At 41.6% G+C, this 21,658-nt stretch carries 23 protein-coding genes, 1 tRNA gene and 1 pseudogene; 14 read left to right on the top strand and 11 right to left on the bottom strand.

The annotated features are described in order from the left end of the window. Window position 1 precedes the first annotated feature (1 nt). From IKL48_04145 to IKL48_04100, 10 genes are read right to left on the bottom strand one after another with little or no spacing between them, the layout of a single operon-like run. The gene (locus tag IKL48_04145) at window positions 2–448 is read right to left on the bottom strand and encodes an RpiB/LacA/LacB family sugar-phosphate isomerase (GenBank protein MBR3603854.1); all 447 of its coding nucleotides are present in this window, start codon (window positions 446–448) and stop codon (window positions 2–4) included. A gap of 8 nt (window positions 449–456) precedes the next feature. After that, window positions 457–1,014 carry a D-sedoheptulose 7-phosphate isomerase gene (locus tag IKL48_04140; GenBank protein ID MBR3603853.1) on the bottom strand — a complete coding sequence of 186 codons (558 nt, stop codon included), beginning with the start codon at window positions 1,012–1,014 and terminating at the stop codon, window positions 457–459. Window positions 1,015–1,025: 11 nt separating this feature from the next. Further along, complete coding sequence (locus tag IKL48_04135) at window positions 1,026–1,745, bottom strand: tetratricopeptide repeat protein (GenBank protein MBR3603852.1); 720 nt, start codon at window positions 1,743–1,745, stop codon at window positions 1,026–1,028. Continuing rightward, window positions 1,742–3,574 (bottom strand): protein BatD, encoded by a 1,833-nt coding sequence (locus IKL48_04130; protein ID MBR3603851.1) that lies wholly within the window; start codon window positions 3,572–3,574, stop codon window positions 1,742–1,744. The genes IKL48_04135 and IKL48_04130 overlap by 4 nt, the downstream gene beginning before the upstream one ends. A gap of 3 nt (window positions 3,575–3,577) precedes the next feature. Further along, entirely contained in the window at window positions 3,578–4,237 is a 660-nt protein-coding gene (locus IKL48_04125) for a tetratricopeptide repeat protein (GenBank protein MBR3603850.1), read from the bottom strand. A gap of 15 nt (window positions 4,238–4,252) precedes the next feature. Next, window positions 4,253–5,272 (bottom strand): VWA domain-containing protein, encoded by a 1,020-nt coding sequence (locus tag IKL48_04120; protein MBR3603849.1) that lies wholly within the window; start codon window positions 5,270–5,272, stop codon window positions 4,253–4,255. A gap of 2 nt (window positions 5,273–5,274) precedes the next feature. Continuing rightward, on the bottom strand, window positions 5,275–6,405 hold the full coding sequence (locus IKL48_04115) for a VWA domain-containing protein (GenBank protein MBR3603848.1): 1,131 nt from the start codon (window positions 6,403–6,405) through the stop codon (window positions 5,275–5,277). Next, window positions 6,398–7,315, bottom strand: a complete 918-nt coding sequence (locus tag IKL48_04110; protein ID MBR3603847.1) for a hypothetical protein — start codon at window positions 7,313–7,315, stop codon at window positions 6,398–6,400. The genes IKL48_04115 and IKL48_04110 overlap by 8 nt, the downstream gene beginning before the upstream one ends. Then, window positions 7,312–8,202 (bottom strand): DUF58 domain-containing protein, encoded by an 891-nt coding sequence (locus tag IKL48_04105; GenBank protein ID MBR3603846.1) that lies wholly within the window; start codon window positions 8,200–8,202, stop codon window positions 7,312–7,314. The genes IKL48_04110 and IKL48_04105 overlap by 4 nt, the downstream gene beginning before the upstream one ends. A 27-nt stretch (window positions 8,203–8,229) precedes the next feature. Beyond that, complete coding sequence (locus IKL48_04100) at window positions 8,230–9,213, bottom strand: MoxR family ATPase (protein ID MBR3603845.1); 984 nt, start codon at window positions 9,211–9,213, stop codon at window positions 8,230–8,232. Between the two features lie 146 nt (window positions 9,214–9,359). Here IKL48_04100 and smpB point away from each other — a divergent pair, with 146 nt between their 5' ends. The 14 genes and pseudogenes from smpB to IKL48_04030 all read left to right on the top strand — a co-directional run bounded on the left by smpB (window position 9,360) and on the right by IKL48_04030 (window position 21,132). Next, complete coding sequence (smpB, locus tag IKL48_04095) at window positions 9,360–9,830, top strand: SsrA-binding protein SmpB (GenBank protein ID MBR3603844.1); 471 nt, start codon at window positions 9,360–9,362, stop codon at window positions 9,828–9,830. Window positions 9,831–9,870: 40 nt separating this feature from the next. After that, window positions 9,871–10,419, top strand: a complete 549-nt coding sequence (gene pyrR / locus IKL48_04090) for a bifunctional pyr operon transcriptional regulator/uracil phosphoribosyltransferase PyrR (protein ID MBR3603843.1) — start codon at window positions 9,871–9,873, stop codon at window positions 10,417–10,419. Window positions 10,420–10,508: 89 nt separating this feature from the next. Then, window positions 10,509–10,591: transfer RNA gene (locus IKL48_04085), tRNA-Leu, on the top strand. 24 nt (window positions 10,592–10,615) lie between these two features. After that, window positions 10,616–11,434 (top strand): hypothetical protein, encoded by an 819-nt coding sequence (locus tag IKL48_04080; GenBank protein ID MBR3603842.1) that lies wholly within the window; start codon window positions 10,616–10,618, stop codon window positions 11,432–11,434. Window positions 11,435–11,477: 43 nt separating this feature from the next. Beyond that, window positions 11,478–12,728 carry a cell division protein FtsA gene (gene ftsA / locus IKL48_04075; protein ID MBR3603841.1) on the top strand — a complete coding sequence of 417 codons (1,251 nt, stop codon included), beginning with the start codon at window positions 11,478–11,480 and terminating at the stop codon, window positions 12,726–12,728. 19 nt (window positions 12,729–12,747) lie between these two features. Next, window positions 12,748–13,902, top strand: coding sequence for a cell division protein FtsZ (ftsZ, locus tag IKL48_04070; GenBank protein MBR3603840.1), 1,155 nt, complete (start codon window positions 12,748–12,750; stop codon window positions 13,900–13,902). Between the two features lie 10 nt (window positions 13,903–13,912). Continuing rightward, window positions 13,913–14,998, top strand: a complete 1,086-nt coding sequence (locus tag IKL48_04065) for a PilT/PilU family type 4a pilus ATPase (GenBank protein MBR3603839.1) — start codon at window positions 13,913–13,915, stop codon at window positions 14,996–14,998. After that, window positions 14,998–15,681, top strand: coding sequence for a (d)CMP kinase (locus IKL48_04060; GenBank protein MBR3603838.1), 684 nt, complete (start codon window positions 14,998–15,000; stop codon window positions 15,679–15,681). Before IKL48_04065 ends, IKL48_04060 begins: the two co-directional genes overlap by 1 nt. Beyond that, window positions 15,671–16,264, top strand: coding sequence for a 1-acyl-sn-glycerol-3-phosphate acyltransferase (locus IKL48_04055; protein MBR3603837.1), 594 nt, complete (start codon window positions 15,671–15,673; stop codon window positions 16,262–16,264). Before IKL48_04060 ends, IKL48_04055 begins: the two co-directional genes overlap by 11 nt. 47 nt (window positions 16,265–16,311) lie before the next feature. Continuing rightward, window positions 16,312–17,502, top strand: coding sequence for a S1 RNA-binding domain-containing protein (locus IKL48_04050; protein ID MBR3603836.1), 1,191 nt, complete (start codon window positions 16,312–16,314; stop codon window positions 17,500–17,502). 115 nt (window positions 17,503–17,617) lie between these two features. Then, window positions 17,618–18,106, top strand: a complete 489-nt coding sequence (locus IKL48_04045) for a hypothetical protein (GenBank protein ID MBR3603835.1) — start codon at window positions 17,618–17,620, stop codon at window positions 18,104–18,106. A gap of 73 nt (window positions 18,107–18,179) precedes the next feature. Continuing rightward, window positions 18,180–18,740, top strand: a complete 561-nt coding sequence (locus tag IKL48_04040; protein ID MBR3603834.1) for an epoxyqueuosine reductase QueH — start codon at window positions 18,180–18,182, stop codon at window positions 18,738–18,740. Then, window positions 18,724–20,913 (top strand): AsmA family protein, encoded by a 2,190-nt coding sequence (locus tag IKL48_04035; GenBank protein MBR3603833.1) that lies wholly within the window; start codon window positions 18,724–18,726, stop codon window positions 20,911–20,913. The genes IKL48_04040 and IKL48_04035 overlap by 17 nt, the downstream gene beginning before the upstream one ends. 120 nt (window positions 20,914–21,033) lie before the next feature. Further along, a pseudogene (locus IKL48_04030) lies at window positions 21,034–21,132 on the top strand (prepilin-type N-terminal cleavage/methylation domain-containing protein). A 255-nt stretch (window positions 21,133–21,387) separates the two neighbouring features. Here the strand turns inward: IKL48_04030 and rplS are convergent. Next, window positions 21,388–21,658 (bottom strand): 50S ribosomal protein L19 (gene rplS, locus IKL48_04025; protein MBR3603832.1); only part of this gene is annotated, 271 nt, incomplete at its 5' end.

Raw genomic sequence — 21,658 nt, 5'->3', positions numbered from 1 at the left:
TTTAAAATTTTTCTTCTAAGTCAAGAATTTTATTCACACGCTTTTTATAGTTGCCGGTATTGAAATATTCTGCTTTCAAAAATTCTTCCACCAATACTTCGGCCAAATTGGGTCCAATTACCATCGCCCCCAAGCAAAGAGCATTCATGGCGTCGTGTTCCACCCCTTGTCTGGCAGAATAACTATCATGACAGACACAGGCATACACACCATGTATTTTGTTGGCAGCGATACACATTCCGATCCCGCTGCCGCAGATTAATACAGCCCGGTCCGCCGCATGGCTTTGCAGTAAATGGCCGGCTTTGGCGGCATGATCAGGAAAGTCCACCCGTTGGGTATCGTCGGTACCGCAATTAATAACCTCATGTCCCAACTCTTTGATTTTATTTACAACGGTTTCTTTTAACGGAAAACCGGCATGATCACAGGCAACGGCTACTTTCATAAATTCTCCTAAAACGCTTGGTCCACCAAGTCACATACACTGTGACCGATAAAAATATGACACTCTTGTACACGGGGTGTATTGGGCCATTTTACCACTATCGGCAAATCTACTTTGTTTTTAATAGTTCCGCCATCTTTACCCAACAAGGCCGCCGTATAGCAACCGCGCTCTTTGGCCAACTCTAAGGCCAACTCTACATTTTTACTATTGCCGGAAGTGGAAATACCGATGACTACGTCTCCCTCTTGGGCAAAACCGTCAATCTGGCGAGAAAAGACAACGTCATAACTATAGTCATTTCCCACAGCTGTTAAAGTAGAGGTATTGGTATTTAAGGCAAGAGCCGGAAAAGATTTGCGTTCTTTTTTAAAACGTCCCACAAACTCAGCGGCGATGTGTTGCGCATCTGCTGCGCTTCCGCCATTTCCCATTAAAATTACTTTTTTTCCGTTCTTAAAAGCAGTGATAATTTGACTGGCCAATGTTTCCACTTGGCCGGCTAAATTCTCTTTTACATAGGTAATAGCGGCAATTAATTCATCAGCTTCTTTGTGTATAAACATATAAAAATCCTTTATATTTTTTCTAAATCGTTGGCTTCTATCCAGCCTTTAATAGCTTGGGAATTCACAATTACTTCGTCCCAATGATCTTTGCTATCTAGCACTGTCAATAAATGCCCTTGCGATACATTGGCACTGGCGGGGAAATTGTTGCCCGGTCCGCTTCTGAGTTCGGCAGTGGGTGCGGCTACTACCGCCAAAGAAACCCCATCTATATGACTGCGCCACAAATACCAGCCACCCAATACCAAAAGTATGGTTGTAGACAAACCAAGTAAAATTCCTGCCCGACGTTTAAATAGCCAAAATCCAGCCAAAGCACAACATAGAAGTAAAGTTAAAATACTTAAGCCTTTTAGCTCTAACGTCGTGAATGCAAAGAACGCCTTATGCAAACTGACAGGCATTCCTGCAGGTACAAATTTTTCTCCGGCAGAATCCAAAGTCAAAGTTAAGTTATGCCGAATGTCTGCATCTCGGGGTGCTAGGCGAAAAGCACGAAAATAATTTGCAATAGCAAGGCCACGACTTCCCATTTTGAAATAGCAGTTTCCTATATTGTAGTAAAGATAAGGGTCGTTTGGGTAGTTTTTAAGTAAATTTTCATATGCGCCCAATGCTGCGGCAAAACGGCCCTCTCTGTAATATTGTTCCGCTTGTTGTAAATCCACCGCTCCAACAGATAGTACCCACAAACAAGGCAGTAAGAAAGCTAAAATATATTTTTTCATTTTTTACTCTCCTTATCCATATCCTTTATCAGTTCTAAGGCTTGGCGCGCCAATTCATGAGTTCCCTCTCCTTGCATATCTACCGGAGCAAAACGGGCCGCGTCTAATTTTTGCCATAAAGTTTCAAATTGAGCGACTAACTCAGCAGAGCAAGATTTTTGTTTTAAAGCAGCGGAAATATCTCGCAACGGCAAACTGCCCGTATGCACCTGATAGCGCAACTGTAAGTAAGTGCTGAGCGCATCTGAGATTACTTCTTCATGATAAGCATTTTTTAATTGCGCTTTCGCTTTGGCCAAAGCATGTTTTTGTGCCCATGTTTTTTTATCAGATAAAGCAAAAAATCCGACCAAAGCCAATACTGCCAAAGCTACATAGATGAGCCAATTCATTTTTCCGATACGGGTTAAAAAATTATCCGTATCAGGTTTAATGGTAGATTTTAAATACAGAATATCTCTGCCCAACTGTCTAAAACCGTTGCCTAAATCTTGTTGTGCAGAAAAATCAAAACCGCTTTCTTCCTGTGTGCTGGGGGTCACTTCGATATCAATGGGATCTGTGTATAAAGTCCGATATTGTTTAAGAGTGGGATCAAAAAAGGACCAAGCCAAAGCCGGTACAACGTAGTTTCCGGAAGCGGAGGGTACCAAAACAGTCTTGAAAATTTTATAACTTTTCAGTTCGCCGTTGCTGGGAACAACACCGGAAGTGGCGGCTACATCATAAATTTTAAATCCGACCATTGCCGGCAGTTTGATATCGGAAGTTGGTTTAAGATTACCGCTTCCGCTGACTTTAACGGTTAGATTAATCGCATCTCCTGCTTCTACTTTTTCGCGGTCTACAGAGGCAGAAATGGCATACCCGCTGCCAACAGCACCATAAAAACTTTTCGGTTGATTTAAGGCTGGTATCGGGATTACCTGTAAAGAAATGGAGTTTGATTGTAGTGTTTTAGGTTCTTGCCCCATGCTGGCAAACATTTTGTCAAACATGGACAGGTTTATCCGCGTTTCCGGCACATATTTAATGGTGGCAGGGCCAATGCTGGCTTCCCCTAGTGTGACGGCAGATACTGCATAGCGGATTTCGGTATAGATAAAACTTTTTCCATCAATATATTGTTTGCCTTCCGCACGACCGATTTCCTCCATAAATAAATTATTAATAGATGGAGCTGTATAAGGAGCCGTTCCCATAAAAGGACGCGCGTAATAAAAGCGTACCGCTAAGGTAATTGTTTGATTAGGATAGGGTTTTTTGTTGCTGACGGCTGCTACCATAAAATATTCTTTGTCTCCCAAACGAGCCGCCCGATTATAAAGTTCTCTTTCCAAAGGCGGCATTTCAGGAGGGGCTTGGGCAAATTTTTTCTTGTTGGTTGTGTTGGTTTTGCCCGTCATGGATGTATCAATCATCCCCTGTGCTTGAGGTTTATTTACCGGTTGGGCGGAACGGTATACTTCAACTTTAATGGGATCAGTTTTGTAGATTTTATTACCATATTCTAAGGTGATAGGGCCGATGGTTGCTTTTCCGGCAAAACGCGGCAACAAAACATATTGGTATGTGGTAATAATGTGAAAGTTCTGAGTTTGTTGAACAAAAGAACTCTGATAAACATTAAAATTGGGCATGCTGGGCAACATCGGCACCGCATTTCCTGCGGCTCCGTCAATCGTGACCGTCAACATGATTTCATCTTCCATAGTGATAACTGATTTGTTGACAGACGCGGTCATGGATACGCCGTTTAAATCTAAGGCTGCTTGTGCCGAAAGGGGACATATCCATAAACAAAAAGATAATAAAAGAAGTTTCCACATAGTTTACCAATCCTTATCTACCATTTTTTCAGGCCGTCCGCGACTACCGCTATTACTTTTTTGTTCGTTTTCTCTAGCCATAGACATAATGCGGTCGGCATCGCTTTTGCTTAATTGACCCTGATGGTTTTCATTTTGCTGATCGGGAGATTGCGCTTGCTGATCATCATTTTGCTGATTTTGATTATCAGAGTTTTGATTTTGGTTATTATTATTGTTGTTGTTCTGATTGTTTTGTTGGTTTTGTTGTTGTTCTTCTTGCAAAATCAGCTGTAAATTGTGAATAGCATCTTTGTCTGAAGGGTCTTGCAGAATAGCGGCTTGAAAGGCCTGTTTGGCCTGCTCTTTTTTGCCGGCTTTATAATAAGTGTTTCCTAAATTAAACAAAGCACTTTGTCCGTAGTCTTCAGATATTTGTGACGCTTTTTTATACGCTTCTTCCGCTTGCGTGTACTCGTTTAAACGGTAGTATGCATTTCCGGCATTAAAAAGAGCTTGCTGGTGATTGGGGTTTTTCTTTAAAACTTCAGTATAACTGTTTAAAGCAGAGCCATATTTTTGATCATTGTAAAATTTGCCGCCTTGCCGCAAGTTTCCCCACACACTGCCGTAGCCGGCCTGTGTAATGCTAAGAAAGATAAGAAGAAAAAGTGCTTTTTTCATATTTTATACTCTATTCTACTTTTTTTGAGACTGCTTGGGCTTATAAGGCAACAATAACCATGCTGCCAAACACAAAATAGCCATCGCCAATGGAATTTGATAACGGTTTTTATACCCGGAGCGCGAAGATGCCGCCGAACGGCTTCGGTCCAAATTACGCATGGCTTGTTCCACTTTTTCTGCCACTTGAGCAGGGGTAGTGTATTTAATATACACCCCTTCCGTCGCCGAAGCCAAAGAAGCCAAACTTTTTTCATCCAGTTTAGTGACAATTGTTTTTCCGGAACGGTCTTTTTTGTACTCCAATACTTTGCCGGAAACATCTGTTCTTTGTGGGATTAATTCTCCTTGCGGGGTACCTATGCCGATGGCAATAATTTTAATCCCTTCCTTTTGGGCTACCGTTTGGGCTTCTTTAATTTCTTGTGCTTCATGGTCTTCCCCGTCGGTTAACAAAATCAAGGCTTTTTTACCGGGATATTTAGCCAACATGTGAGAGGCTAGTTTAACCGGTGCAGCCAAAGAAGTGCCGGCAGAGGGCATCATATCTGTATGCAAAGAAGAAATAAAATATTTTAAGGCCTCCTCATCGGTGGTAATGGGGCATTGAATATAGGCTTGAGAAGTAAAGGCAATAAGGCCGACGCGTTCTTTTTTCAAATGAGTAATCAGCATGCGGAGCATATTTTTGGCACTGGTCAAACGGTCAGGCTGCACATCTCGAGCACGCATAGAGGCTGAAACGTCTATAGCGATGACGGTTTGAATAAAGTTCCCTTCCGCTTTTACGATTTCTAATCCCCATTGCGGTTTTGCCAGTGCAGAAAAAAGGAAAAAAACCGCGCTGATAAACAAAATGACTTTTAATTTTTTAAATAAATCTTCTCCGCCCAATAAACGTTGGTACGCCTGTGGAGCAAAAAGTTTACCGATAATGCGTGATTTTAGGTTTTTACCTAGCCAAAATACGACCGCTATGGCTACTAAAGTGCCTAGAAAGTACAAGAAATAGATAGGTTGTTCAAATAATTCCATAATTAGGGCACCTTAATAAATATCAATTTGCGTAAAACAAATGCCAAAAGCAATAATATCAACCCCACTAACAAGAACGGACGATACACATCGGTTCGGCTGACAATATCGGTTTGGGTGAAATCGGTTTTTTCCAATTCATTAATTTTGTCGTAAATGGTTTGCAATTCAAGCTCGTTTTTGGCGCGGTAAAATTCACCACCTGTTTCTTTGGCGATGTTCATCAGCAAGCCTTCGTCAATTTCATCTTCCGCGCTGGAAAATACGTTTGTGCCCGGCGGGCTGGCGGTGGCAATAGTATAAACTTTGATACCATAAGCAGCGGCAGATTTGGCTGCCAATATGGGATCCACCGTTCCGGCATTGTTAGAACCGTCCGTTAGTAGTAAAATTACTTTGCTTTTGGCGGAACTGTCTTTTAAATGTTTAGCCGCTACTGCTACAGCATCTCCGATAGCGGTCAGCTGAGGATTGACGATACCGACAAACAAAGAAGCCACCAACTCTTGCAAGGCATCATGGTCTAAAGTTAGCGGTGCTGATAATGCCACGTCTCGCGCAAAGACAACAAGGCCTATACGGTCATTAAAACGCTTGCTAATAAAATTAATAGCGGTTTTTTGGGCAGCCACAAAACGATTGGGAAAGAAGTCTTGATTAGACATGCTGGCAGAGCCGTCTATGATCATCATAATATCAATTCCCTGCGTGGGGGGGAGTTTGGTGGTGTTAATCGCTACAGGGCGCGCCAACGCAATAATAAACAAACTTAAAGCAGCCAAACTAAGTAAGAACGGTAAGTATCGGTTGGCTAATGTCGTAAAAGAAAGTCCGCTTGGAAAAAGATGAGTCAGCGGATAGGCAATGGATTTTGTAAAAACCTGCTTGCAAAATAATTTTAAGACAAAAATCAGAACAGGCAGTAGTAATAAAAAAAGGAAAGTCGGTTGTAAAAAACTAAAGTGCCCGTGTGTTATCTTTTCCGCAATTACACCGCCCAACAGTAATATGCTGGTGCAAGTAAAAAGTAAAATAGCCGCCCCCGTTATGCGTGCAAAACGACGTAAAAATATAGAGGCCAGCAGTGATATTATAAGCCCTGCTAAGGATATAAGAAAGAAAGAATTAAACATGGCTTTCCTCCTTTGGCACAATAGGTTTTGGGGTAGTTTGCCGTACCAAATCTTGCACAACCTGTACATCTTGCTGCATAGTTTGCAAGGTGGGGGAAACTTGAGCAAATTTGACTAAATCTGAAGATGTTAAATATTCCCGCAACGGCATCAGTATAGGGGTCAGTTCTGCTATATTGCGTGCGCGGCGCAAAAGTTCGGCGGAAGTGTCGGCCGAAATATCTAAGCCAAATCTTCTCCAAAAATACTCTCGCAAAATGTCGGCAAGTTCACTATAAAAGAGTTTATATTCTTTTCTTTCCCACAATCCGCTTTGTAATAAAAGTTGTATTTTAGAATAGGCAATTACATCGGCAGGACGATGATCCTGCTGCTCTTGCAAAGCCAACTGATCCTGGTGCAATTTTTTTCTATACCGCTTGAGAATAAAAAACAGAATCCCCGCCGCTATTGCACAAAGCAACCAAATCAATGGGTTAGATGGAATATAAGGGGGGCGGATGTCACGCAAGGTTTTTTCATTATAAAATTGAACCGGTTGAATTTGAATAGTTTGTGGCGATGTCTGCGCTTGGGCCAACACTTTACCGGAAAGGCGGTCTTTTAATTGAAAGGTGATGGCCGTAAAGGTAGAAGCCCCTAAGGTAAAAGGGATAAACGTAAAATGAAAGGCTTGTGTGGCGGGGGAGAGTTTTTCTGATTTTTCTTGGATTAATTCAAAATTTTCGGGCAAACTCTCTTTTTCCAATTCCACTACATATTCGGAGGCATGGCCGAGCTCAAAACGCACATCAAAGGGTTGGGCAAAAGAAGACTGCTGCGGAATTTGCTCCGACAAGATGTGAATTTCTTGAGCGGAAGCCAAAACACAGATAAAAAGTGAGACTAAAAGAAAAAATCCTCTTTTCATAAGCGCACCTTCTTGGCTCTTTGTTTAAAAAATCGAATAACAGGGTCGGCTGTCGGTTGGTCCGTATAAACGGAAATGGCCTCGATTTTTAACGGATTAAACAAAGCCGCCAACTCATTTTGTTGGGTTTGTTTGTGATGTTGCAACAAAGCATTTAAATTTCGGTCCGCCAGAGAAAGAAAAGTTTCTTTTCCCGTTTCGGGATCTTGCAAATCTAAACAAATAGGAAGACGAGGCAATGCATGCTCCAAGCGATCTTGCAAAATAATGGGAATTAAATCAAATTTTTTGGAGGCCAAACGTAATTGTTTGGTAAAAGAATTGGCTTGTGCCAAAAAATCTGAGATTAAAATCAATATACCTTGTCTTTTAATTAGTTTGCTCAGTGTGCTTAGGGCCAAAGCCAAATCTGTTCCCGTTCCGCTGGGTTCAAAAGCCACTAACTCTCTAATCAAACGTAAAATATGTTTCTTGCCTTTTTTAGGGGGAACAAAGAGTTCTATTTTATCCGAAAAAAGCAAAAGACCCACTTTATCACTATTTTTTAAAGCAGAAAAAGCAAATAAAGCCGCCAGCTCTGCTGCAGTATCTTGTTTAAATTTATCCCAAGAACCAAACCGCAAAGACGCCGATACATCACAGGCAATCATGAGAGTCAGCTCACGTTCTTCATTAAATTTTTTGACGTAAGGCGTGCCGCTGCGCGCGGTCACGTTCCAATCTATGGAGCGGATATCGTCTCCGGGTGTATATTCACGCACTTCGGAAAATTCAATCCCCTGCCCTTTAAACGCGCTCAAATACTCTCCGGCAAAGGTTTCTTCCACCAATTTGCCGGTTTGTATTTCAATTTGCCGTACTTTTTTTAAAATGTCGGCGGTATCCATGCGCATACAGTTCCCCCAAATATACCATTAAGGTACATCTACCGCTTCAAAAATACGTTTGATAATTTGATCAGAGGTAATGTTTTCCGCTTCGGCTTCATAAGTGAGTAGGATACGGTGGCGCAAAACATCGGCTCCTATGGCTTTAATATCTTCTGGTGTCACATAGCCACGACCGTTTAAGAACGCATAAGCCTTAGCAGCTTGCGTTAAGAATATGGTTGCGCGCGGGCTGGCCCCATAATTAATAAAAGAAACCAAGTCTTCTAAATTGTAAGATTTGGGATCACGCGTGGCAAAAACTAAATCTACAATATAGTTTTTAATTTTTTCATCTACATAGATTCCATCTACCACCGTGCGTGCTTTTAAAATCATTTCCGGTGTCACAGCACTGTTAAGAGTGATGGGCTGATGGGAAGCCATTCTTTCTAAAATCAATTTTTCTTCTTCTTTGGTGGGATAGCCGATTAATACTTTGAGCATAAAGCGGTCCACTTGCGCTTCTGGTAAGGGATAGGTTCCTTCTTGCTCTACCGGGTTTTGCGTGGCCAACACCATAAAAGGAGAAGGCAGTTGGTGGGTTTGTTCTCCAATGGTCACTTGGCGTTCTTGCATGGATTCCAACAAAGCACTTTGTACTTTGGCCGGAGAACGGTTGATTTCGTCGGCTAATACAAAGTTGGAAAAAATGGGACCTCTTTTGGGATAGAAAAGGCCATCTTTCGGATTAAAAATCAATGTGCCTGTAATATCGGCAGGCAACAAATCAGGGGTAAATTGAATGCGTTGAAATTGCGCATGAATCGCGCTGGCCAAAGTTTTTACCGCCAATGTTTTAGCCAAGCCCGGTACACCTTCAATCAAAATATGTCCGTCAGCTAACAAAGCCACCAACATCTTTTCCACTAAGTTTTCTTGTCCTACGATTACCTTGCTGACTTCTCTTTTTAAATCTTGTAGAAACAAACTTTCGGTTTGCACTTGTTTGTTAAGTGTCGTAATATCCATAACCCCTCCTCGTGGCACATCTTCAAAATGGTTCTATTCCCTATTATATCTAAAAAGGAAATTTTTGGGGAGGGGAAAAAAGTAAGTATTTTGCTTTTATTTTTAAATGGATTTTTTGTGAAACGGAAATTTGCTATCATATAGCGATGAATAAAAAAGAGGGTATCTTGGTAGTTTGTACAAATCGAAAAGCGTTTCACGACTATTTTGTTTTGGAAACGTTTGAGGCCGGTTTGTCTTTGCTTGGAGCAGAAGTGAAATCTATCCGTCAAAAAGAAGTCAGTTTGGATGGTGCTTTTGTGCGTATTGAAAATGGCCAAGCCTCTCTTTTGAATATGTATGTGAAACCTTATAAATTTAATTCTTTGTCTGAGCCGGACCCGGTGCGTGCGCGTCAATTGTTGTTAAACAAGCGTGAAATCCGCAAATTATATGCCGGAGCGGAAATAAAAGGTCAAACGGTGGTACCTTTAGAAGTTTATTTTAAAAACGGTTGGGCCAAAGTCAAGCTGGCTCTTGCTAAAGGTAAACATACCTACGACAAACGCGAAAGTTTAAAGAAAAAGGATCTAAACCGAGAAATGGAAAAAGGATTTAAAAATTCTATACGGTTTTGATGAGTCGGCTCGTTCCATTTTAATTTTACGGGAGGATGTTATGAAGAAAATAATTGGCAGTGAAAACGATGTGAAAGCAATGTTAGACCGGTTAGCCTGTGAAATAGTGGAAAGATATCCTAATTTAGATGATTATTGTTTGGTAGGTATTAAGACGCGCGGTGCTCACTTGGCCAAACGTTTGCAAGAGCGGATTGAAAAATTAACGGGAAAAACTCCTAATTTGGGAGAATTGGATATTACTTTTTACCGTGATGATTTAACCTTAGTGGCGAAAGATCCTCAATTAAAAAGTACCTCTTTAGGGACCGATATTGAGGGAAAAACCGTTATCTTGGCTGACGATGTGCTCTATTCCGGTCGTACGGTTTTGTGTGCATTGGAAGCATTGGCACAATTCGGCCGAGCCGAAAAAGTGGAACTTTTGGTGATGGTGGATCGCGGTCATCACAAGCTGCCTATTTATTCCGAATTTACCGGTCGTCACGTGCATACGCAGGCCGATGATATTATCCACGTGCATTTAAAAGAAAAAGACGGCGATGACTGCATTGTGCATAATATTGGCGGTCAGCAAGAAGGGAAATAAAATCTGTTTTGCCGACGGGAAATCTTCTCGTCGGCAAAAATATCTTGTCTTGCCAAAACGGCCACAATATTCTAAAATAAATACATGATGGGCGGGTGGCGGAATGGCAGACGCGCACGGCTCAGGACCGTGTGGACGAAAGTCCTTAAGGGTTCAACTCCCTTTCCGCCCATTTCTTTTTTTACGGGTTTGATGTATGAAAAAATATGATTATTATCGTCCTGCTGCTTCCTCTTTAGGAAGAAAGAGAAAAATCCGTAAAAAGAATTCCTTTTCTTTTTTCAAAACAATCCTTTTCTTTTTTGTTTTTATCGGTTTGTGTTTTGCCGCTTATGTGGGTGTGAGCAAAACATACAGGGCTTTTTCGGACTCTCGGTTAGGAAATTGGAAACCTACTTCCGTTGAGGTGGCCGGAGTAGACGAAGCGTTGTCTAAGCAAATACAAATGGAAACGGATTCTTTTTTAAATAAAGAGTTTTCTATTTCAAAAGCAGTGTTTTTACAATCACGCCTAAGCCGGAAATATCCTCAACTTCGGCAAATTTCCGTCAAGAGAGGCTTGTTTTCCGGTAAATTAAAAATTTCGGCGAAAAAACGCAAGCCTGTGGCAAAATTTTTATTATCGGATAAAAGCGTTCGTTTTATAGATCAAGACAGTACGGTTTATTATGATCCGAATCCGGATACTTCTTCCACCGTTCCATATGTAGAGATAGAAGGTATTGTGCCTGAAAATTTGGGTACGGAATTTGTGGATTTAGTGGAAAGTTCGTTGAAACTTAAGAGCCAGTTGGATTTTGCTTTTCTTCATTTTAATCCGGCGCGTGATACCGTACGTATGCATATGCCGGACGGCTGTGTAATTAATTTTGGTCAGGCAAAAAAATTACGCCAAAAGGCTCGCCGAGCTGCTCAAATAGAAAAAATCAGCAAAGAGGGATATCCTCATCCGCACGAGTTGGATTTTACCTATTTTGACGACGGAAAAGTTTTTTTAAGACAGATAGCCCATTAATTTTTATAATATACAGTAAGAGATTTTATAAGCAGGTGATTTTATGGCAAAACCAAATATTGTTGCAGGATTAGACGTCGGTAGCGGCAAATTAACGGCAGTAGCCGCAGCTCACGATTTTGAAACCAATACTTTGCAAGTTTTAACCGGACGCAGCGTTCCCTGTAAGGGTGTACGTGGGGGGGTGGTGTCTGACATTCGGGAAACCTCTGCCTCCGTAATGCATCTTTTGGGTGGTATAGAGCGAGAACTTAACAGAGATATCAGTAATTTGTTTGTTGGGGTACGTGGTGCCCATTTGGAATCCTTTTCCAATCATGGTACGTATAATATTTCTCGTATTGATAAAGAAATTACGCAAGCGGATATGGACTTGGCTATTGAAAACGCCAAAGCCATGCCTATAAAAAATGACAATGAAATTATCAATGTTATTCCGCAAGGATTTGCTATTGATAAATTGCGCGGTATTTCCAATCCGGAGGGGATGGAAGGCTCTTTGTTGGAAGTTGACGTACATATTACCACCGGTTCTTCTACGCATATTAACAATTTAGCCAAAGCCATTCAACGTCCCGGATATAAAATAGACGGCACTTTTTATGGTTTGGTGCCTCTGGGTGATTGTGTATTAACCCAAGAAGAAAAAGAAATCGGGGCCATGATTATTGATTTAGGCGGGGAGACAATGTCTGTGGGGCTTTATATTGAAGGTATTTTAAAGTTTTCCAGAGATATTCCCTATGGATGTGACTTGATTACGAGTGATTTGTCTCGTTTATTACACACTTCTCGTTTTAATGCAAAAGAAATTAAAGAAAAATACGGTGTTGCTTTCCCTACTTTCTTAGATGAGGAAGGAGAAATACCTGTGCCTTCTTTGGACGGGCGTAGCACGCATAATATTAAAAAGAGTTATATTTTGGATATTATTCAGCCCCGCGTTGAGGAGTTATTTGAACAAATTCAACACTGTGTGGCCAATTCCGGCTATAAGAATTTGGCAATCGTCGGTGTGTTGACCGGCGGTGGCAGTTTGATGCCAGGTATGACCGATCAGGCGGTCAATATTTTGGGTTTAAAAGAGGTCCGTCGCGGAGCGGTACAGCGCGATTTGGTCACCTGTGATGAACAATTTTTTGATCCGCTTTATAGTACGGCTTTGGCCTTAGCTATTTCTGCTTCGGACCATTCCGGTTATGATGATTATGCCAGAGAACGCTATGATAAAGGTGGTTCTGCTTTTGGCAAAATCGGCCGTTTCTTAAAAGGTTTGGATTTGTTCGGCGGCTGAGATTCGGCAGGAGAGAGTTATGAATGAATTGTTTATGGCGAATGATTCTTTTGAAACCAAGAAAGCCAAAATTAAAGTAATCGGCGTCGGCGGTGGTGGTGGTAATGCCATTAATCACATGGTAAATTCCGGCTTGCGCGATATTGACTTTATTGCCGTTAATACCGATGCGCAGGATTTGCGCCGCAACCAGGCCCCTTATTTGGTGCAGGTAGGCGAAAAAATAACAAAGGGTTTGGGTGTGGGCGGAGATCCGGAAAAGGGGCGCCGTGCCGCAGAAGAATCCAAAGAAAAACTAAAACTGATTATCGGTCAAACTGATTTATTGTTTATTACTGCCGGTATGGGTGGCGGAACGGGTACGGGTGTAGCTCCGTATTTAGCCAAAATCGCCAAAGAAATTTACGGAGATGAATTATTGGTCATCGGGGTTGTGACACGTCCATTTAACTTTGAAGGGTATGTGCGTGAGAAGCAAGCCGATGAGGGCATCAAAGAAATGCAAAAGCATGTAGATTCTATGATTATTGTGCCCAATGAAAAATTGTTTGCCAATATTGATCCGGAAACATCTTCTCGTGATGCTTTTCATATGGTAGATGAAGTGCTTTTACAGGCGGTGAAAGGTATTGCTGAAGTAATCACCAAACCCGGAGAAATGAACATCGATTTTAACGATATCCGTAAAGTAATGAGCAATTCTCACAAATCCTTGATCGGAATTGGAGAGGCCAGCGGTCCGGGCCGTCATTTGACAGCTGTTAAACAGGCCATTTCTTCTCCGCTTCTGGAAAATGCCGACATTCGTGGAGCAAAAGGTTTTATTGTCCATTTTTTGGCCGATGAAGACTTGACCCTTATGGAGCAAGGAGAAGTGATGAATTTGATTCGTCAGTATGCTAGTAATGACTCTATTGTTATGTTCGGTCATTCTTATGATTCTTCTTTAAAAGGGGTTTTTAAAGTGACGGTCATTGCTACCGGATTTAGTGAAGAAAAAGCCAATGTGTTTTTGTCTCGTCGTCCGTTAAATCCGGAAGGAGCAACTACGCAGTATGATTTGAAAAAAAATGTTTTTGCTACATTTGACGAACCTAAAATGAAGCCAGAGTCGGAAGACAGTATGTTGATACCGGCTTTCTTACGTCGGAAAAAGAATCCCAGAAATTATTGAGGAGAAAACCATGTCCGTAGGATTACAAAGTTTACTTAGAACAGTGGTTGATAATAAAGCCAGCGGTTTGCATATTCGCGGTAATTCCAATGCTTATGTTCGTTTGCACGGTCAAATAAAACCGATTGACGATTCTTTTGTTTCCAATGATGAAGCAAAGAAGATGGCTTATGCCTGTATGGGTGAGCGCGAACGCAGAATTTTTGAACAATATAGTACGGTAGACTTTTCTTTGGATGCCAAATCTTACGGGCGTTTTCGTTTTAATATATTTCGCCAAGCTACTAAAATTGCGATGGCCATTCGCCATATTCCGTTAAAAATTCCTACTTTTAAAGAGTTAAGCCTGCCGGAAGATGTGCTTAAAAAAATTGCCGATAACAGACGTGGTTTAATTATTGTGACAGGTATGACCGGATCCGGCAAAACCTCTACTTTGGCGGCGATGATTGATTATATTAACCGTACTCGCAACGGACATATTTTGACCATTGAAGACCCTATCGAGTTTGTACATACGGAAAATAAGTGTATCATCAGCCAGATGGAATTAGGGGTAGATACTCCGTCTTATACGGGGGCCTTACGCGCTGCCATGCGTCAAGATCCGGATGTTATTATGATTGGTGAATTGCGCGATACTGAAGTGATGCGCGCCGCGATTAGTGCAGCGGAGACAGGCCAATTGGTCCTTTCTACCATGCATACGGTTAACGTACCGCAGACGCTTTCTCGCTTGACGGATGCTTTCCCTATTGAACAACAGGCCCAAGTCCGTTTACAATTGTCGGAATTGGTGCGCGGTATTATTTGTCAGCGTTTATTGCCTACCATCAAGCCGGGCATGACCCCTGCGATAGAAGTGATGGTGGCTACTCCGCAAACGCGTAAATTGATTTTAGAAAACCGCGTAGGTGATTTGACTAAAGCCATGCAAAACGGCGAATTTTATGGCATGAATACCTTTGACCAATCTTTGGCCGCTTTGTATAAATCTAACAAGGTGGATATGGAACAAGTGTTGGCAGCTGCCAGCAGTCCCGATGCTTTGATGATGGCCATTCGCGGTGTCACCAGCAGTTTGGAGGCAGCCTAATGAGTAGAGCCAAAGGTTTGGTGATTGCCATAGACGGTACGGCCGGAACGGGAAAGTCTTCCGTCGGTAGGGCCGTAGCGGAAAAATTAGGATATGGATTTTTAAGTACAGGCGGTTTATATCGGGCTTTGGCTTATCAGGTTTTTGCCAAGCAGGTAGATCCGGCCGATGAACAAGCCGTTTTGGAAACGGCTCAAAATATACAATTCTCCTTTGAGCGCCAGCCTGATGCCACGCTTAAAATGTATGTAGATGGCGAATATCTGGGTGGAAAACTTCATTTAGACGAAGTGGCTCAAACGGCGAGTAAAGTGTCCACCCATGCGGCGGCGCGTGCGGTTTTAACCGAAAAAATGAGAGAGGCCGGCCGCGATGGCGGAATTATCATGGAAGGACGTGATATCGGTACGGTGGTTTTTCCTGATGCGGAAGTGAAAATTTATTTAGATGCGACTGCTGAAGAAAGAGCCAACCGTCGTGTAAAACAACTCTTGGCCAAAGGAAACGAGGCCGATTATGACCAAATTTTGGCTTCTATTAAAGAGCGTGATTTGCGTGATAGTACGCGGTCTGCTTCTCCGCTGAAACCGGCTGAAGATGCTATAAAAATAGATACTTCAACCATGACTATGCCTCAGGTCATAGATGAAATTTTAAAGGAAATTAACAAGTATGCTTCTTAATTTGGTAAAATCTAGTGCAAGGGTGTTCTTTAAAGTTTTTTATGATTTCCGTGTAGAAGGTTTGGAAAATATTCCTAAAACCGGTGCGTTGATCATTGCCGGTAATCATTTATCCAATGCAGATCCTCCGGCCATTGGCGGTTTTGCGGGGTTGGTGCGTGACTCTCGCTTTATGGCTAAGAAGGAACTGTTTGAAATACCTTTGCTCGGTTGGTTTTTCCGTCGTTGTGGTTATATTTCTGTTGACCGTAAACGTACGATTGGTGACTTCGGTGCTTTAGAAGGGGCCATCGCTGCTCTAAGCAGAGGAGAAAGTGTGGTCATGTTTCCAGAGGGTACACGCTCCAAAACAGGGAAACCGCAAAAGCCTAAAAGCGGAATCGGATTTTTGGTATACAAAACGGGTGCTCCTGTATTACCCGTAAAAATAGAAGGAACTTTCGGTTGGCCGTGGGTACGTAAAATTCGCCTCAAATTCGGTGAACCGATGATTTTAAAGCAGGATCCGACCTTAGAACCTAAGGTCCAATACAAACAATTTGCCAGTGAAATAATGGACAAAATAAATTCAATTACTATCTAAACGGAGGAACGCGCCTGCTCATAAAAGCGTGGCGTAAATAAGGACTTATGACAATGAACGAAGAAATCAAAACCACGGAAGAGATCAACGAAGCTGAAATGACGATGGACCAGTTGATCGCTCAACAAGAGTCTTTATCTGAACAGTTGAATAAACGTGAGATTGTGGAAGTGACGGTTGTACAAATTTCTGGTGATTATATTTTGGTCGATACCGGTGCCAAAAAAGAAGGAGCCATCTTGGTTTCTGAATTTGACGGCAAAACCTTGCCCGCCGTGGGGGAAAAAGTTTCTGCAGTACTCGTAAAACGCGGCAGCGATGAAAGACACTCTATCTTGTCTCATAAAAAAGCCTTAGAAATGAAAGGCTGGGACTTGTGCAAGGCCGCTTATGAAAGCAAAGAACGTGTAAAAGGTGTGATTTTGCAAACGGTAAAAGGCGGATATATTGTGGAAGTGTTGGGCGTTAGCGGCTTTATGCCTCTTTCTTTGTCTGAACTTCATACCGCTTACAAACATTATTTGCCGGTAGGTGCCAAAATCAAAGCTGTTATCGTAGAATTTTCTAAAGAAAAACAAAAACTCATTGTTTCTCGCAAACAAGTTTTGGAAGAAGATGAAGCCGTGCGCCGCACCGAAGTTTTGGGTCAAATTAAAGAAGGTGATGTCTTGCGCGTTGTTGTAGCCAAAGTAGACAAGGAACGTTTATTCTTGCGCTTCCATGGTATTGAAGGTGTCGTCACCTTAGAAAATATTGCTTGGAAAGAACCCGAAACCGCTATTGCCAACTTCCGCCGCGGTCAACGCTTGAAAGCCAAATTATTAAAATTGGACAAAGAAACTCCGAGACTCGAATTTGGTTTGAAACAACTTTTCTTAAATCCGGCCGATGCTTTGAAACGCCGCTATCCGTACAAGAGCTCCGTTAAAGCTAAAATCGAAAAGATTTCCGAAGAAGAAGGTGTGGAATGTACCATCGGTAAAAACAATACTAAAGCCTTTATCAGCCCCTTTGAAATGGGCCGCGAATTTACGGCCAATGTGGGTGATGTGATTACTGCTTTGGTGGTGGGTGTCAATCCGGAAACCTTTACGGTTAACCTCTCCGTTAAGAAATATGACCAAGCTCAAAACCGCAAAGTGGTGGCGCAGTACTTGAAACAAGCCCCGCGTCCGACTTTGGGTCAACTCTTGGAAGATTCTTTCAAAACCGAAGAAGCCGAGACCGAAGAAAACTAAGTTTAGAAGTGTAATTGAAAAGCCGCCTTTCGGGGCGGCTTTTTTATGCCTTGTATATAGATGTTTTTTTTGTTATACTAACTAGGATGGTAAGAAAATGTTTCAAGGAGAGAGTATGAAAAAAACAATAGTGTTGTTATTTGTTCTTATGTTTGCCGGTTTAGGGCTTTTTGCTCGCCAACCTTTTGTTGAAACGGATAAATTTGATAGAGTTTTTGATGCAGAAGTTGAAGCTGCTGAGAACGCACGTGTTGCACAAGAAAAAGAGAATTTCAAATTTGAAGTAGGCAAAGATACCCAAAAAGAATTTGATCTTGTCGGAACCTATCAAAAAATTGCCGGCTTGGAAGAAAAATTAAATATGGGTTCTTATGACCTTATTTTTAGCAGAGCTAATGGAAAATTGAAAGTGGAAGCAAAATTGCATGACGGAGAAGAAACTTTTCCTTCCCACATTCTGATGTTTGATAGAAAGAGTTTGGGTTGGGGGCAGATGAACACCGGTAGCAATTTTGAAACGGCACAAAGTTTCATTATTAAAATGAACTTGTTGACTGCTAAAGGAGAATTGGTATCCACATATACTTTAGCTCGTACTTGGTAAAATAACAGTTTTTTGAAAAGCCGCCTTTCGGGGCGGCTTTTTTATGTTAAAAAGAAACTGCTATAATTAAGTTATGTCCGATGAAAAACTCCTCTTATTATCCTGCTGTGCTCCCTGTTCTTGCGGTGTAATTAAAAAACTAGCCTTGCAAGGACGTTCTTTTAGTGTATTATTTTATAACCCGAATATTGACCAAGCGCAAGAATATCAAACACGCTTGTTGGAAAATAAAAGAGTGTGTGAAGAATTTGGGGTGCCTTTTGTGGATCTGGGTTATGAGCCGGAGGTATGGCAAGAAGCCATTAAAGGATTAGAATGTGAACCGGAGCGCGGAAAACGCTGTAGCGCGTGTTTTTATTTACGCTTGCTACGTACGGCGCAATATGCGAAAGAAAACGGTTTTACGGCCTTTTCATCGGTTTTGGGGATATCTCGCCACAAAGATTTAGCCCAAGTGAATGAGCAAGCCCAAAAAGCAGCCGAAAAGATAGCAATACCTTACGATGAAACGAACTGGCGCAAAGGGGGATTGGAAGACTTGCGCCGAGAGGTAAACAAACAAATGCAACTGTACAATCAAACTTATTGCGGTTGTGTGTATAGCAAGAGGGGGAGAAATGAAAAGGTTTCTTAACGGAGCATATATCTTATTAGCCATTCTCGGAGGATTATGGTTAAATGCAGAAATAATTTTGAAGGGGATTGTTCCTTTGCGTCCTGTACAAAATTTCCTGCAACAAAAAGTGACGGACTTGGCCGGAAGACCGGTGGAAATGAAACGGGTGGTTTTGCGCCTTTCGGGGATAGGGATGGAAGATGTACGTTTGGCTCATTCGTCGAAAATGCAGGAAACGGAAGATTTGTTCTCCGCTAAAGAAATTTTTATTCGTTGGAATTTATGGTATTTATTAAAAGGGCATATTCAGGTAGATTCAGTTTTACTAGATCAATTATCGGCCCGAATTGTCCGTTATGCAGACGGGAGTTTTAATTTTGATGGATTATTTTCTTCTTCTGCCACGTCTGAAACAAAAGAAAAAGAGGAAAAAGAAGAAAAAGAAGTTTGGGTTCCTTCCATTAGTTTAAACAATTTTACCATTCAGGATGGATTTTTTTCCTTCTCCGATGAGTACAAGGGGGAAAAGGTTGAATTGTCCGATGTGTATGTTTCTGTACAAGATTTTGCTTTTGATAAATTTTTTCCGCTCAGCATCAATGCCGATATTTTATATCAAAATGCTTATTTGCCCTTACAACAAATAGAAATGGGATTTACCTCAAAAATCCACCTGCAAAAAATGGATTTAACATTGGCGGAAGTTTGGCTGAAGCATGGGGTTATTAAGCATGAAGGAGGCGTGTTGATACTGGAAGGAAAAATAAAAAATTTCCAACGTCCTCAAATGACACTCACTTTAGAAGGAAAAAACGTAAATCAAAAAATAGCCGATTTTTTGGTTCCGGATATTGCAGAATTTCTTATTAAAAAATTTACCTTAGATGTGCAGGCTTCGGCTGATTTAGAAAAAGAGAGTATAGATATTTCTGCATTTAAGTTTTCCGCGTTGGATTCTTTTATTTCTTTTCTGGGTAATTTTTCGTGGTCGGAGGCAATTGATTTTGCCATTGATGCAGAGACAAAACTTAACTTGTCTTCTATTTCCCAAGCCTTGCCGTTGTTGCAACCCTATCAACTGGGCGGAGAAGTGTTGGCTGCGGCGCAAGCCACACAACAACAGGCTAAGGCAGACATTTCTTTGAAATCCGTCTCTGCATATGCGCCTATTGTCGGTACTTTAAAAGAATTTAATACTCAAATTGTTTTGGAAAGTTTGCAGAAACTAAAGATAGAAAAATTTACGGGACTGTTAAATGATGGCTCTTTTGAAGGTGATTTGGCGGTAGATAAAACACCGGAAGATATAACGGTTGTGGCAAACTTTAAAGCAGCCCGTCTTGCTTTGCCCACACCCAAACAGCAGAAAGAAAGTACCGCTCAAAAAACAGAAAAGCAAGACAGTGCGGTAGTTTTTCCACCGATTCATGCCAAAGTAAATATAGACATTTCTTCTTTGGATGCCCCGTTTATTTATGGAAAAGATATTCATTTTGCAATGGATATGCAGCATATTACAACTGCCCTTTCCAAAGCATATGGAAAACTGTCTTTGCATGCGGGACAGGGGGAAATTAAGGATTTGAATAAACTCACCAATGCCAATGCCGTCACTAAAGTGATGTTTAGCTCTTTAAAGGTCGTCAGCGATGTAATAAACAGTTTAAACGTTTTTGGCGTGTTAAGTAGCATCGGTAATAATATGACTAATACTCAAGATGAGCGTGCCGGCGATATGGTGGTGCAAACGGTATTGGATGAAAATGGTAATGAAATACAAATTATGATGCCACACGATAGCGAAAAAATAGACGGACGATGGGCCTTTGAGCAGTTTGCCTCCGATATCACGTTTAATGATGGTATTGCTGATATTGAAAGAGGCTCTTTTGTGTCAGATATGCTTTCGTTTAATTTGCGTGGTGAGATGAACTTTAAAACCCAGAATTTGGATATGCAAGTCAATGCCGCTCCCGGCCGTCACTATGAAGGGGGAATTATGCCGCTTACATTAGATATTGGCGGTACAATGGCTTCTCCAGAAGGGAAGATGAATTTATCTTCATCTGTGTTTTCTACAGTGACACAAGGGGTGGGGAGTAATTTTGTCAGCCGCTCGGTAAAGAAGATTTTTAGCGGTATTGGCTCTCTGTTTAAGAAGAAAGAGACGAACGAAAGTGATGATAAGTAAAATTTTTTGATTGATCGTTGTTTCATTGGAAAAATGTGAAAGTTCTTGAATTGTTTCTTTTTGTTAAATTTTTTTTATCGAGAAAAGTTAATAAAAAAAGGAGTTTTGGATATAAAAAAAATGTCTAAACATAATGTCGGCGGTTTTACGCTGATAGAGTTGTTGGTAGTTGTGCTTATTGTCGGTATTTTATCAGCAGTAGCCTTACCGCAATATCAAAAAACGGTGCTGAAAATCCGTACTGCCGAAGCGTGGAGTAATTTGGCCACCATTCGTACCGCTGTGAATGCCTATTGTTTGTAAGGAATTAGGATTTAAAAATACGGCAACGGGTCAAACCTGTGTCACCTGCGGACTTGGCAGTGAAACTTGCTATTATATGGATTAGGTTTACATATCCTACTAATATTCATCAAAAAACCCCCGCTAATGCGGGGGTTTTAAATTGGAGGAAATAATTGGCCCGAAGGCTAGTTATTTGGCCTCTTCGGCAGGAGCGGCGGCTTCTTTGGCTACCGGTTTTTTAATTTCCTGCAAGCGAGCGGCTTTACCGGAGAGCTTCTTCAAGAAGTTGAGTTTGGCTCTTCTTACTTTGCCGTGTTTTAATACTTCAATGCTTTCCACGCGGGGGGAATGCAAGGGGAAAATTCTTTCCACACCGATACCGAAAGAGGTTTTGCGTACGGTGAAAGTTTCGCTGATGCCGCTGCCTTTGCGGGCAATAACTACGCCGTCAAAAGCTTGC

It is taken from the genome of Elusimicrobiaceae bacterium, assembly GCA_017520185.1.
Lineage (GTDB): Bacteria > Elusimicrobiota > Elusimicrobia > Elusimicrobiales > Elusimicrobiaceae > Avelusimicrobium.
Note: the sequence above shows the minus strand (reverse complement) of the source record. Positions and strands in the feature narration are given on the sequence as shown.

Excerpts from the sequence above, each read along its gene's own strand:
- IKL48_04145 (MBR3603854.1), bottom strand. The coding sequence starts at position 448 with ATGAAAGTAGCCGTTGCCTGTGATCATGCCGGTTTTCCGTTAAAAGAA.
- IKL48_04140 (MBR3603853.1), bottom strand. The coding sequence starts at position 1,014 with ATGTTTATACACAAAGAAGCTGATGAATTAATTGCCGCTATTACCTAT.
- IKL48_04135 (MBR3603852.1), bottom strand. The coding sequence starts at position 1,745 with ATGAAAAAATATATTTTAGCTTTCTTACTGCCTTGTTTGTGGGTACTA.
- IKL48_04130 (MBR3603851.1), bottom strand. The coding sequence starts at position 3,574 with ATGTGGAAACTTCTTTTATTATCTTTTTGTTTATGGATATGTCCCCTT.
- IKL48_04125 (MBR3603850.1), bottom strand. The coding sequence starts at position 4,237 with ATGAAAAAAGCACTTTTTCTTCTTATCTTTCTTAGCATTACACAGGCC.
- IKL48_04120 (MBR3603849.1), bottom strand. The coding sequence starts at position 5,272 with ATGGAATTATTTGAACAACCTATCTATTTCTTGTACTTTCTAGGCACT.
- IKL48_04115 (MBR3603848.1), bottom strand. The coding sequence starts at position 6,405 with ATGTTTAATTCTTTCTTTCTTATATCCTTAGCAGGGCTTATAATATCA.
- IKL48_04110 (MBR3603847.1), bottom strand. The coding sequence starts at position 7,315 with ATGAAAAGAGGATTTTTTCTTTTAGTCTCACTTTTTATCTGTGTTTTG.
- IKL48_04105 (MBR3603846.1), bottom strand. The coding sequence starts at position 8,202 with ATGGATACCGCCGACATTTTAAAAAAAGTACGGCAAATTGAAATACAA.
- IKL48_04100 (MBR3603845.1), bottom strand. The coding sequence starts at position 9,213 with ATGGATATTACGACACTTAACAAACAAGTGCAAACCGAAAGTTTGTTT.
- smpB (MBR3603844.1), top strand. The coding sequence starts at position 9,360 with ATGAATAAAAAAGAGGGTATCTTGGTAGTTTGTACAAATCGAAAAGCG.
- pyrR (MBR3603843.1), top strand. The coding sequence starts at position 9,871 with ATGAAGAAAATAATTGGCAGTGAAAACGATGTGAAAGCAATGTTAGAC.
- IKL48_04080 (MBR3603842.1), top strand. The coding sequence starts at position 10,616 with ATGAAAAAATATGATTATTATCGTCCTGCTGCTTCCTCTTTAGGAAGA.
- ftsA (MBR3603841.1), top strand. The coding sequence starts at position 11,478 with ATGGCAAAACCAAATATTGTTGCAGGATTAGACGTCGGTAGCGGCAAA.
- ftsZ (MBR3603840.1), top strand. The coding sequence starts at position 12,748 with ATGAATGAATTGTTTATGGCGAATGATTCTTTTGAAACCAAGAAAGCC.
- IKL48_04065 (MBR3603839.1), top strand. The coding sequence starts at position 13,913 with ATGTCCGTAGGATTACAAAGTTTACTTAGAACAGTGGTTGATAATAAA.
- IKL48_04060 (MBR3603838.1), top strand. The coding sequence starts at position 14,998 with ATGAGTAGAGCCAAAGGTTTGGTGATTGCCATAGACGGTACGGCCGGA.
- IKL48_04055 (MBR3603837.1), top strand. The coding sequence starts at position 15,671 with ATGCTTCTTAATTTGGTAAAATCTAGTGCAAGGGTGTTCTTTAAAGTT.
- IKL48_04050 (MBR3603836.1), top strand. The coding sequence starts at position 16,312 with ATGACAATGAACGAAGAAATCAAAACCACGGAAGAGATCAACGAAGCT.
- IKL48_04045 (MBR3603835.1), top strand. The coding sequence starts at position 17,618 with ATGAAAAAAACAATAGTGTTGTTATTTGTTCTTATGTTTGCCGGTTTA.
- IKL48_04040 (MBR3603834.1), top strand. The coding sequence starts at position 18,180 with ATGTCCGATGAAAAACTCCTCTTATTATCCTGCTGTGCTCCCTGTTCT.
- IKL48_04035 (MBR3603833.1), top strand. The coding sequence starts at position 18,724 with ATGAAAAGGTTTCTTAACGGAGCATATATCTTATTAGCCATTCTCGGA.